The organism is Yersinia sp. 1252 StPb PI, from assembly GCF_048593885.1.
Taxonomy (GTDB): domain Bacteria; phylum Pseudomonadota; class Gammaproteobacteria; order Enterobacterales; family Enterobacteriaceae; genus Yersinia; species Yersinia enterocolitica_E.
This window is the reverse complement of record NZ_JAZGQE010000150.1, coordinates 1-11,754: the sequence shown is the minus strand read 5'-3', so window position 1 is coordinate 11,754 and position 11,754 is coordinate 1. Positions and strand designations below refer to the sequence as shown.

Here is an 11,754-nt window from a genome sequence, read left to right as displayed (position 1 = left end):
AGTATAATTAATTTCTACAATGAAAAAATGAATGATAAGTTTTATTTTGAACATTATAGACGCAGCGACAATCTGTCTTTCATTATACAAATAGAAAAAGACACAGTAAAAGTACAATACATTCGGACATTGGAAAATCATTTAGTGGATACATCCCCCATTATTTTTTTTGATTGGGATAATGGCATTAGCGCCCCCCCAGAGATAGTAATAACTAACTACAATAAAGATAAACCTTTAGTTATCGTCAAAACTATACTTACCGCAGATACAGGAGATAAGGATTGGGAAAAAAGAGATTTAGCACAAGCAAGTAAAATATTATGTGCTTTCACTCCTTTTTTAAATATCTATAATTATATTATACAAGGTAAATGCCAACAATTGAATGGCATCATATTCAGTGCAAATGATTTTTTCAACCATAATACAAAAGGAAAAACATTACATATTGCTGGAAACAGCTCCCCACTAAAACCAAAGTCCAGCAAAGAAGCAGAGTTACGCATACCTAAGGGTGTAGATAACTACATGACATTGACTTATATAGATTACAGTCAACGTAGACAATCTCTAAGCCTCCCGGCGGTAGCCAAAGCCTGCATGGTTTCGCTCCACTCTTTATTTAACTCTCGTCCAACACGTCAAGTAAGACCCCATTGCATTGACTGGACATTAGAAATCATGACTGACTTTACTTTGTTGTTTGGTAATAGCTTAGAAACCTGGAATACAGCATTTTTTGGCCAAATAGTAGATTCAATAATAAGAACAGGAAGTACCGGCGTCACCGCCGAAAATGCAGCAGTAGAAAATAGGTTCATCCATGCTATAACAGAAAAAATAACCGACAGAACCACTAATAATGCCCTTGCCGATATTAAAACCGCTTTTGATTATGCTCAGCTTAGTTATACCTCTTATAACCTTCTTTCCTTATCTGATGAGTCACCATCACAGGTGGAGCTCTTACCATTAGGCATTTATGAGTTGCTATTGGAGACTTTCATCTTTAAACCAACTCCTCCAAAAATTATTTCACAGGGTGAATTTGTTGAGCAAACTGAATTAGAATTCGAAATAGAAATACTCCCAACACCCACCCCTGAGGAAGAAGAAAAGCTTTCAGGTGTAGAAATTAGTAATGCCCAAGCGATGCGGAAAAAACTGAAAGAAATCATTGCTCACTGGGAGCAACAGTATCAGCGAGGTTACCCCGATCAAGGTGCCAATGCAGATGCCGCTACAGATGAAATTAATGATGCCCTCAATAAACTGCTTCTTGCTGGAAACGTTGTGACGGGTATTATCAATCGAAGACTCACTCTCCATCGTCCCGGTGAAATATATGTAATAGTTAAACTGCGGGGAAGAGTTATCGCGATAGTACTTGCTGACCGTTTTAATAGCCGGGATGAAGTTGAACTGGTCGCGTCGGCAACACTGCCAGACTATGTCTTATTTCCCGATCGCGAAGGAACCGTAAGAGGCGCTGGCACAGCAGCAGTCAGAGAGCTAAGCCGATATTTACAGCAACAGGGTGCCAGAATATTATTCTCTGAAGTCATTACTCAGCCCTCGGCTCGAGTCAAACAGAAGGTTGGTTTTAATTTTAAGAATGAATTTTAAATTATATGGGTCAAAAAATAGCCCATAAATTGTATGGGCTATTTTTGAAGATGAGATCTATTTACCCGCTCTCTTACTCAACCAAAACCTTCTTTGGCAGATGCACTTTCACATCGCTATTAATATCATTACGCAGATAAATCCCCAGCAACAATCCTACCAGCGATAACAACAGCATGTAATAGGCCGGGGCCATCGGTGTCATTTTCATTAATAGGGTCACCACAATCGGTGTCAGACCACCAAAAATGGCATAGGCCACATTGTAAGAGAAGGATATCCCCGTAAAACGGACCTCTGCCGGGAATGCACGGACCATCACATAAGGTACCGCACCGACAATGCCGACACAAAATCCAGCCATCATATAATGCGTAATGAGTTGAGTTGGATCAGTCAAATTTGTGTGGTAGAACGACCATGTGGATGCCGCCAGCATCAGGCTGCCAACAATAAAGGTTTTACTGGCACCGAAACGGTCAATGACCAGCCCGGCAATCACACAGCCAAACACCAATGCGACAATCGCCAAACTATTGGCCTGCAATGCCAGCGCTGGCAGTACGCCGAACTGCTTTTGTAAATACGTCGGGGTCATCAGGATAACCACCACGATCCCGGCAGAGAGCAACCAGGTCAGCAGCATGGAAACAAACACTTCTTTCTTATGATTAACCACGACAGATTTCAGCGGTAACTCTTCAGCCAAGGCTTTACGTGCCTGCATCTCTTTAAAGATAGGTGTTTCTTGCAACCAACGGCGCAGATACATCGCGAACAGACCAAAAATTCCCCCCAGGAAGAATGGTACACGCCAGCCGCCATCTAAAATAGCCTGAGGACTTAAGGTGGTATTCATGGCGGTAGCCACCAGCGACCCCAGCAAGATCCCCGCGGTCAGACCCGCAGTTAACGTGCCACAAGCGATCCCGATACGCCGACGCGGTACATGTTCAGCCACGAAAACCCATGCTCCGGGGACTTCGCCGCCAATTGCCGCCCCTTGTAACACCCGCATTAACAGCAACAGTAATGGCGCAGCAATACCGATCGAAGCGTAAGTCGGCAACATACCGATCGCCAACGTGGGTAAGGCCATTAACAAAATACTGAGAGTAAACATCTTTTTACGGCCAACAAGATCACCAAAATGCGCCATGATGATGCCGCCTAATGGGCGAGCCAGATAACCGGCCGCAAAAATACCGAATGTCTGTACCTGGCGCAGCCACTCAGGCATATCTACCGGGAAGAAAAGATCGCCGATAACCGCAGCAAAGAAGACGAAAATAATGAAATCATAAAATTCCAAAGCGCCCCCTAATGCAGCCAGAGTGAGCGTTTTATAATCTTGCTTATTCAATCGACGGTTAGGATTATGCTCTTGAGCAACATGCGGTTGCGATAAGTCGACTTGAGATGAATTGTGTTCTTGAGACATATGACACCGTAATAAACCAGAGTTGGGGAAGAAAAATATTTTCAGCTTTTTGTAAAGTTAATAGGACTATACCGTACAAAATTCCCCACACGGTTAGAATGGTGCCTTATGTTGTAAAAAGTTTTAATTTAGCTTTTTATATCGATAATGGCATTCTTCGGGCGAAAAGCCGCTACCACTTCAGCATTGGTCTCTATATAAGGCCCATCCAGTAGTTGAATGCAATAAGGCACACTGGCAAAAATACCGGCAACCACCACGTTCGCCTCGGCGTCTTTCACGCCTTCAAGCGTCTCTTTGATTGATTTAGGCTGCCCCGGCAAGTTGATGATCAATGCCTGCTTGCGGATAACCCCTACCTGACGGGATAAAATAGCGGTGGGAACGAAATGAAGGCTGATTTGACGCATTTGTTCGCCAAAACCTGGCATTTGCCGATCCGCAATTGCCAGCGTGGCATCAGGGGTAACATCACGTCTCGCCGGGCCGGTACCGCCAGTGGTCAGCACCAAATGGCAGCCCATTTCATCGACTAACTCACACAATGTCTGCTCAATCAGAGTTTGCTCATCGGGGATAAGACGAGTTTCTATTTCAAAAGGGGTGGTTAACGCACTTGCCAGCCACTCTTCCAGTGCCGGAATGCCTTTATCTTGATATACCCCACTTGACGCCCGATCAGAGACGGAGACTAAACCTATACGTAATGTATTCATGCGACTACCTCGACGAAATGCCTGTTATCCAGGGCGAATAATAGCATATCCAACATAATTAACGTGGGGGGAGCGGCACAAACCTGGCCAGCTAACAGGCAATAAAAAAGGCGGCTTACGCCACCTTTTATCAGACATACCGCTCGAATTACAGCAGGTCAGAGATCATTTTCTCAAGTTTGCCTTGGTCGATAGCAAACTTACGGATACCGTCAGCCAGTTTATCGATAGCCATAGGGTCCTGATTATGCTGCCAGTAGAACTCAGCTTCGGTCAGTGGTGCAGGCTTCGCCTGAACTTCACCGGTATAAGCGAGTTTACGCTCGATCGGGCCTTCGCTTTCTGCCAGTTCTTTCAACAGAGAAGGTGCGATAGTTAAGCGATCACAACCCGCCAGTTCAATGATTTCACCCAAATTACGGAAGCTTGCGCCCATCACCACAGTGCTATAACCGTGTTTTTTGTAATACTGATAAATCTCGGTTACTGAAACGACACCTGGATCTTCGTGTGGCGCGAACTCTTTTTTGTCGCCATTGGCTTTGTACCAGTCAAGAATACGGCCAACAAACGGTGAAATCAGGAATACACCCGCTTCAGCACAAGCACGCGCCTGAGCGAAGGAGAACAGCAGAGTCAGGTTACAGTTAATGCCTTCTTTTTCCAGTTGTTCCGCAGCACGGATACCCTGCCAGGTCGAGGCCAGTTTGATCAGAATACGATCATTGCTGATGCCAGCTTCGTTATACAGTTTAATCAGGCGCTTGGCTTTTGCCACGCTGGCAACGGTGTCATAGGAAAGACGAGCATCAACTTCGGTAGAAATGCGCCCTGGGATCAGTTTCAGAATTTCCAAACCGATATTCACAGCCAATTTGTCAGTGGCATCAACAATCTGCTGAGCATGGTCACTGCTTTGCTCGCGTGCCCAGGCAATGGCTTCATCGATCAGTTTGCGATATTCAGGAATTTGAGCCGCATTCAGGATAAGTGATGGGTTAGTGGTTGCATCTTGCGGCTGGTACAGCTTCATTGCCGCGATATCCCCGGTATCTGCTACTACAGTGGTAATTTGACGTAGGGAAGTAAGTTTATCGGTCATGTTGTCGTTTCTCGTCGTTTGTGCATGAACTTTTGGCATGTCAAAACTGTTCATTTCCTAAAGAACGCATGTTCTCAAGAATCTGTTTTCTCAAGCTGCTTTCTGCTCTTTCGAAATGTTAGCCATTTCGCAATAGTGGCTATCTGGACGCACTGCCTTGTCTTGATAATAACATGCGTAAGCCTTGGTGCAAGGCAGTTAAACTGATTAAAAAAAGCGCAAAGACAGGCTTTTTGCTTAGCAACCGTTTTCGCCGTGCAAAACAGCCAGAATCCGGTTGGTTAATAGCAATTTCGTCCATTCTTATCGTGCTGAGACGATTTAGCCAAGCTCTATCATCGCTGACAACCCTACAACGTCATGTCCGATGGGGATACCTATCTTAGCAATCGCCCAATCTTTTTTTGCTGACGTGCGCTTTTTGCTACAGTGTCTTATTTAAATATACCCTAAATAATTCGAATGGCAGAAAGACGGCAAGTGAGTGAATCCTCAGGAGCTTACATAAGTAAGTGACTGAGGTGAACGAAAGTAGCCAACGCACATGCCGCTTGAAGTATGACGGGTATTAACAGGATATCGTTATGCTTATTATTATCTCTCCGGCTAAAACCCTTGATTATCAAAGTCCATTAGCGACCAAGAAGTTTACTCAGCCTGAAATGTTGGATAAGTCACAAGTGCTTATTGAGATTTGTCGTGAGCTGACGCCAGCCCAAATCAGCAGTCTGATGGGGATTAGCGACAAGCTGGCCGGTTTAAATGCTGCCCGCTTTAGCGACTGGCAGCCTGATTTTACCCCGGACAATGCACGTCAGGCGATTTTGGCTTTTAAAGGTGATGTCTATACCGGCATGCAAGCACAGAATTTCAGCGCCGCCGATTTTGATTTTGCGCAAAAGCATTTGCGCATGCTCTCTGGCTTGTACGGCCTGTTACGCCCACTGGATTTAATGCAACCTTACCGCCTGGAAATGGGGATTAAGCTGGCTAATCCGCGCGGCAAAGATCTCTATTCGTTCTGGGGTGACCAGATAACTGAAAAACTGAATCAGGCATTGGAGCAACAAGGTGATAATGTGCTGATTAATCTGGCCTCTGATGAATATTTTAAAGCGGTTAAACCGGCCAAACTGGCAGGCTCACTGATTAAACCGGTATTTTTGGATGAGAAAAATAGTAAATACAAAATCATCAGTTTCTATGCCAAGAAAGCCCGTGGCCTGATGAGCCGCTTTATCATCCAGAATAAGTTAACCAAACCAGAACAACTGGTTGATTTCAATCTGGAAGGCTATGAGTTTGATGCCGGGCTGTCGGCAAAAAATGAACTGGTATTTAAGCGCGCTGAGCAGTTTTAACAACTTCAAGTAGAAAAAGCATTACCCTAAGTAATTGGTGTTGCAGCCAGGCAGCAAACGAACACATCCCGATGAGCTTACTCAGTCAAGTAAGTGATTCGGGTGAGTGAGAGCGGCTAACAACGCTGCAACACCAAGTAAGACGGGTAATTACTTTGGCAAAGCCATCAAGAAAGCCCGCAATTGCGCAAAATCGGCTGGTAAATCATGGGATAACAAAGGCAGTTGCGCCCGAACAGCCAGTGGTTTCGGCAACGGAAGTTCCTGGCCGAGGATCTCTTCCACGCTCTCTTTGAATTTCGCCGGATGAGCGGTACCGATGAACAACCCAAACTCACCGTCCTGCAACTGATCACGCAAGACACGATACGCAATCGCCGCATGAGGTTCAGAGATATAACCCAGCTCCGCCAGCTCACGCATGGTCTCTTTGGTTACTTCATCACTCACCGCACCGTGGCCTAAATCCTTCAACTGCCAGATTTTACGGCGATATAACTCTTCAACACGTGGCCAGTTATTCGGTTGGCTGACATCCATCGCATTCGAGAGCGTCGCGACGGTGGGTTTTGGCTGCCACTGGCCGTTAACCAGGAAGCGCGGCACTGTGTCGTTGGCGTTGGTTGCAGCAATAAAGCGCTTAACCGGCAAACCTAATGATTTCGCTAACAGCCCGGCGGTCAAATCACCAAAGTTACCACTGGGTACCGAGATAACCAGTTGATTACGTGCTTCTTGTGGCAACTGGGCTACCGCTTCAAAGTAATAGCAGATTTGTGCCAATAAGCGGCTGATGTTGATCGAGTTGGCGGAGTTTAGGCTCAGTTCCTGCTTCAGCTCTTCATCATCAAAGGCTTGTTTCACCAAGGCCTGGCAGGCATCAAAATCGCCCTCAATTGCCACGGTGTGGATATTGCCACCTAATGTGCAGAACAGTTTTTCCTGCAAGGGGCTGATTTTGCCACGTGGGTAGAGAATAACCACCCGCACGTTTTTCAGGCCATAGAATGCATGTGCTACCGCCGCCCCAGTGTCACCGGAAGTCGCCGTTAAGATTGTCACCGGCTGATCACCCGCCACTTCAGCCAACATTTGCGCCATAAAACGCGCGCCGAAATCTTTAAACGCGAGTGTCGGGCCGTGGAACAGCTCCAGTGCGGCGATATCATTCTCAACCTGAGCCACGGGTGCCGGGAATTCAAATGCGGCCTGAACGCGTTTGGTTAAGGTTTCAGGGGCAATCTCACTGCCAATAAAAGCAGACAGAATACGGCTACTGCGGGTAACAAAATCCAGATCCAGCAATTTATCAATTTCTGTCAGTTCAAATTCTGGCAATTCCAGTGGGAAGAACAACCCCTGATGCTTACCCAGGCCTTGTTTGATCGCTTGCGCGAAGCTGACCTGCTCGTTGTGATCTTTAAGGTTATACAGTTTCATGCGTTATCCCAGTAGTCGTGCGCCTGCGGTATCCAGACGGCAAATATGAACAAAACCTTCGTCGTTTTGCAGGTAATGATTTTGTAGCCAGCCCGCCATGCGTTGTGCGGTTTCATGATCATTGCAGACAGCAAATAGCGTCGGGCCAGAGCCGGAAATACCACAAGCCAATGCACCAATATCATGTGCGGCTTGGCGGGCGGCAGCAAAGCCCGGCAACAGTTGGGTGCGGTAAGGTTCGGCGATAACATCTTTCATCATCTTAGCGGCCAAATCAGGTTGCTGAGTGTGACAAGCGTGAATGAATCCAGCCAAATTGCGGCCATGAGCGATACAATCCTGACGGCGATATTGCGCCGGTAAAATGGCGCGCGCTTCAGCGGTCGAGACCTTAATACCCGGATACGCCATGACCCACAGCCAATCATCAAAGCCGGGAACGTTCTGGCTGATGTAACCTTCCTGTTCGAGGATCAGCTGCATCCCACCCAGATAGCAAGGTGCAACATTATCATAATGCACACTGCCGGAAACACGCCCTTCCAGCTCCCCCATCAGGCCGAGTAACGTGACTTTATCCAGTGGCTTGCCACAGAACTCGTTCATCGCCATTAACCCGGCAACTACCGAACAAGCACTGGAACCTAGCCCAGAACCAATCGGCATATTCTTTTCCAGCACCATCGCCACCGGGATCTGTTTGCCCATTTCCTGACAAAAACGCTCCCAGCATTGATAAACAATATTCTCTTTCGGGTCATCAGGCAGTTTGCTGACAAAGCGGCCTTCATTGCGCAGACTGAAACGGTCTGCCGCCGTCACGCTGACACAATCGCCGAGTAAGGTGCCATCTAGCGGCGAAACCGCCGCACCCAACACATCAAATCCAACGCTGACATTGCCAATCGATGCCGGAGCATAGATCTTAACCATATTTAAACTCCCAACTTCCAGGATAATGTGCGTAAAAGATCGGCGAATACCCCGGCAGCAGTCACGTCATTACCCGCACCGTATCCGCGCAGCACCAACGGAATAGGCTGATAATAGTGGGTATAGAAAGCCAACGCATTCTCACCATTTTTAACTTTATACAGCGGGTCGTTACCGTCAACAGCATCCATTCTGACGATACAACGCCCTTCTTCGATAACCCCAACATAACGCAGCACTTTGCCCTGCTCCGCCGCATTCGCCACCAAACGGGTAAACTCGGCATCCAGTGACGGCAAACGCGCCAGGAAGCTATCTACATCACCAGAAGCATCAAAACTGGCTGGCAGAACGGATTCAACTTCAATATCCGTCAACTCAAGTTTGTAACCTGCTTCACGGGCCAAGATCAACAATTTACGCGCCACGTCCATGCCAGAGAGGTCATCGCGTGGGTCAGGTTCAGTGTATCCCATCTCCCTGGCTTGCAAGGTTGCCTCTGACAATGTCATCCCTTCATCCAGCTTGCCGAAGATAAACGACAGCGACCCTGACAGAATGCCAGAAAAACGCATCAGTTCGTCACCGGCATTGAGCAGATTCTGTAAGTTTTCGATTACCGGTAAACCAGCACCCACGTTAGTGTCATACAGGAATTTGCGACAAGATTTCGCCGCCGCCGCACGCATCTGACGGTAGTAATTCATCGACGAGGTGTTGGCTTTCTTGTTTGGCGTCACAACATGGAAACCATCGGCCAGGAAATCAGCATATTGATCGGCAACAGCCTGACTGGAAGTACAATCGACAATCACCGGGTTGAGCAAGTGATACTCTTTTACCAACCGAATCAGACGGCTTAAGTTAAATGGCTCCTTCACCTCAGCCAGTTCCTGACGCCAATTATCCAACGCAATGCCATGGACATTGGTCAGCATGGCTTTGGAATTAGCAATACCACACACCCGCAGATCGATATGGCGCTGTTTCAACCACGGCTGCTGACGATAGATTTGTTCGATTAATGCCCCACCGACACCGCCAACACCTATTACAAACACTTCAATCACTTGGTCAGTGTTAAACAGCATTTGATGGCAGACACGCACACCGGTGGTAACCGCATCATTACTCACCACCACCGAAATAGAGCGCTCAGACGAGCCTTGCGCAATCGCAATGATATTAATATTGGCACGCGCCAACGCCGAGAAGAAGCGAGCGGAGATGCCACGCAATGTGCGCATACCATCACCCACCACGGAGATAATCGCCAGATGCTCCATCACATCCAGGGGTTCCAAGAGGCCATCTTTCAATTCCAGATAGAACTCATCTTCCAATGCTCTACGGGCACGCTCTAGCTCCCCCTGCGGCACACAGAAGCTAATGCTGTATTCAGAAGAAGACTGGGTGATAAGTACCACTGAAATGCCGCTGCGTGACATCACCGCAAAGACACGGGCAGCCATACCGACCATGCCTTTCATCCCCGGACCTGAGACGTTAATCATCGCCATGTTATTCAGGTTGGTGATACCTTTGACTGGGAAGCCATCATCACTGCTTTCCCCGCCAATTAGGGTGCCAGGTGCCTGTGGATTAGAGGTGTTTTTAATCAGGCAAGGGATCTGGAACTGGGCAATGGGGGCGATAGTGCGGGGGTGAAGAACTGAAGCGCCAAAATAGGACAGCTCCATCGCCTCTTGGTATGACATCGATTTCAGTAAACGGGCATCGGGTACAGTACGCGGGTCACAGGTATAAACCCCATCAACATCCGTCCAGATCTCACAACAATCAGCGCGTAAACAAGCAGCCAGCACCGCGGCTGAATAGTCGGAGCCATTACGCCCCAGCACCACTAACTCACCTTTGTCGTTACCGGCAGTGAAACCTGCCATCAAGATAATGTGGTTGGCCGGAATGCTGCTGGACCCGATACGGCGGGTAGATTCCGTGATATCAACAGTGGATTCGAGGTAATGGCCTTGCGCCAGCAACTTCTCGACCGGATTAATCACAGTAACCGGATAACCTTTGGCCTGAAATAGCGCCTCCATGATTGCAATAGAGAGTTTTTCGCCACGGCAAATGATTGACGCATTGATGCTATCCGGGCACTGGCCGAGCAATGAGATACCATGCAGGACATGTTTGAGTTGCGCAAACTCATGCGCCACCAGCGCTTTCAAGCGTTCATAGTCAAATCCGGGTTGAGTGTCGGCCAACCCGCGTAACAGCTCGGAAAAAATCCGCTCCGCATCGCTGATATTCGGCGAGATATCTTGCCCTGCGACCATTTTGTCGATCATCGCAACCAGATGAGTGGTAATTTTAGCGGGAGCGGATAACACGGTAGCCACTTGTCCCTGACGTGCATTACTTTCGATGATATCGGCAACACGCATAAAGCGTTCTGCATTTGCTACTGATGTCCCGCCAAATTTCAACACTCGCATTTCTGATTCTCTCCCGCTTTCGCGCTTTTTTTATCGCAAACTTTTTTTGCAAAGATTTGATTGAAAAAAAAAGCCCGCACTGTCTAGGTGCGGGCTTTTTTCTGTTGTTTCCTGTACGCGTCAGCCCGCCCCGTAACCAGTGGTTTCGGTGGTGGTAATAATTGTTGTGTTCAGGCTGATATATCGCATGTCGTCTGTCTGTCTCATAAATGAAGCTGTCCCTCTATTGGTTAAAGCAATCGCCCCCTCAAGTCAAATTTTTTCATCCAATTCCCTAAAGAAACGCCCCCACCCACAATGGGCAATCAACTAATTCAATGGGGGTAATCAGCAGATACAAATAAAAAATCCCGCGATATACCAGATAATAAATCTGTAATGTTAATTTTAATCACTACTATCCACTGTAAGATTTTTTTTCGACTGAATGACAGAAAACACGCCAACGGACAATTGATAGGATCGCGATAGCAAAATCCAATTGAAGACATAAAATGGCAAATTAATCATCATTGATTTGCATGAGTGACTTAAAAAACAACAAATATGAAAAGTTTCCTCTATTACTTTACATTTAACTAACATTGACGATAATTCTTCTTATGCTTTTAGGCGAAATAGGGCGCTGACAAGAAAAATCCCTTCATGGCTGTAATGCTGAAAGAATATT

General features: G+C 47.0%; 9 protein-coding genes and 1 other annotated feature. Of the genes, 2 read left to right on the top strand and 7 right to left on the bottom strand.

The window, feature by feature from the left end; genetic code table 11:
• The coding region (locus V2A85_RS18135; RefSeq protein WP_420072014.1) for a GNAT family N-acetyltransferase at nt 1–1,629 on the top strand (1,629 nt) is incomplete at its 5' end.
• A 73-nt stretch (nt 1,630–1,702) separates the two neighbouring features.
• Here V2A85_RS18135 and V2A85_RS18130 read toward each other — a convergent pair.
• The 3 genes from V2A85_RS18130 to tal all read right to left on the bottom strand — a co-directional run bounded on the left by V2A85_RS18130 (nt 1,703) and on the right by tal (nt 4,888).
• Nucleotides 1,703–3,070, bottom strand: a complete 1,368-nt coding sequence (locus V2A85_RS18130) for an MFS transporter (RefSeq protein ID WP_372557969.1) — start codon at nt 3,068–3,070, stop codon at nt 1,703–1,705.
• A 128-nt stretch (nt 3,071–3,198) separates the two neighbouring features.
• The gene (mog, locus tag V2A85_RS18125) at nt 3,199–3,786 is read right to left on the bottom strand and encodes a molybdopterin adenylyltransferase (protein WP_372557968.1); all 588 of its coding nucleotides are present in this window, start codon (nt 3,784–3,786) and stop codon (nt 3,199–3,201) included.
• Between the two features lie 148 nt (nt 3,787–3,934).
• The gene (gene tal / locus V2A85_RS18120) at nt 3,935–4,888 is read right to left on the bottom strand and encodes a transaldolase (RefSeq protein ID WP_005192439.1); all 954 of its coding nucleotides are present in this window, start codon (nt 4,886–4,888) and stop codon (nt 3,935–3,937) included.
• A gap of 584 nt (nt 4,889–5,472) precedes the next feature.
• Here tal and yaaA point away from each other — a divergent pair.
• On the top strand, nt 5,473–6,249 hold the full coding sequence (gene yaaA, locus V2A85_RS18115) for a peroxide stress protein YaaA (protein ID WP_372557967.1): 777 nt from the start codon (nt 5,473–5,475) through the stop codon (nt 6,247–6,249).
• 150 nt (nt 6,250–6,399) lie between these two features.
• Here the strand turns inward: yaaA and thrC are convergent, their stop codons facing one another.
• The 4 genes from thrC to thrL all read right to left on the bottom strand — a co-directional run bounded on the left by thrC (nt 6,400) and on the right by thrL (nt 11,273).
• On the bottom strand, nt 6,400–7,689 hold the full coding sequence (thrC, locus tag V2A85_RS18110) for a threonine synthase (protein ID WP_083160635.1): 1,290 nt from the start codon (nt 7,687–7,689) through the stop codon (nt 6,400–6,402).
• A 3-nt stretch (nt 7,690–7,692) separates the two neighbouring features.
• Nucleotides 7,693–8,622, bottom strand: coding sequence for a homoserine kinase (thrB, locus tag V2A85_RS18105; protein WP_372557966.1), 930 nt, complete (start codon nt 8,620–8,622; stop codon nt 7,693–7,695).
• Between the two features lie 2 nt (nt 8,623–8,624).
• Nucleotides 8,625–11,084 carry a bifunctional aspartate kinase/homoserine dehydrogenase I gene (gene thrA / locus V2A85_RS18100; RefSeq protein ID WP_420072013.1) on the bottom strand — a complete coding sequence of 820 codons (2,460 nt, stop codon included), beginning with the start codon at nt 11,082–11,084 and terminating at the stop codon, nt 8,625–8,627.
• A gap of 63 nt (nt 11,085–11,147) precedes the next feature.
• Nucleotides 11,148–11,266 (bottom strand) — a sequence feature (Thr leader region).
• Complete coding sequence (gene thrL / locus V2A85_RS18095; protein ID WP_002231504.1) at nt 11,205–11,273, bottom strand: thr operon leader peptide; 69 nt, start codon at nt 11,271–11,273, stop codon at nt 11,205–11,207. (Overlaps the previous feature by 62 nt.)
• Nucleotides 11,274–11,754: the final 481 nt, after the last annotated feature.

What these genes read in the sequence shown, in the direction of transcription:
- yaaA (WP_372557967.1), top strand. Translation starts at nt 5,473, where the DNA reads ATGCTTATTATTATCTCTCCGGCTAAAACCCTTGATTATCAAAGTCCA.
- thrB (WP_372557966.1), bottom strand. Translation starts at nt 8,622, where the DNA reads ATGGTTAAGATCTATGCTCCGGCATCGATTGGCAATGTCAGCGTTGGA.
- thrA (WP_420072013.1), bottom strand. Translation starts at nt 11,084, where the DNA reads ATGCGAGTGTTGAAATTTGGCGGGACATCAGTAGCAAATGCAGAACGC.
- mog (WP_372557968.1), bottom strand. Translation starts at nt 3,786, where the DNA reads ATGAATACATTACGTATAGGTTTAGTCTCCGTCTCTGATCGGGCGTCA.
- V2A85_RS18130 (WP_372557969.1), bottom strand. Translation starts at nt 3,070, where the DNA reads ATGTCTCAAGAACACAATTCATCTCAAGTCGACTTATCGCAACCGCAT.
- thrC (WP_083160635.1), bottom strand. Translation starts at nt 7,689, where the DNA reads ATGAAACTGTATAACCTTAAAGATCACAACGAGCAGGTCAGCTTCGCG.
- tal (WP_005192439.1), bottom strand. Translation starts at nt 4,888, where the DNA reads ATGACCGATAAACTTACTTCCCTACGTCAAATTACCACTGTAGTAGCA.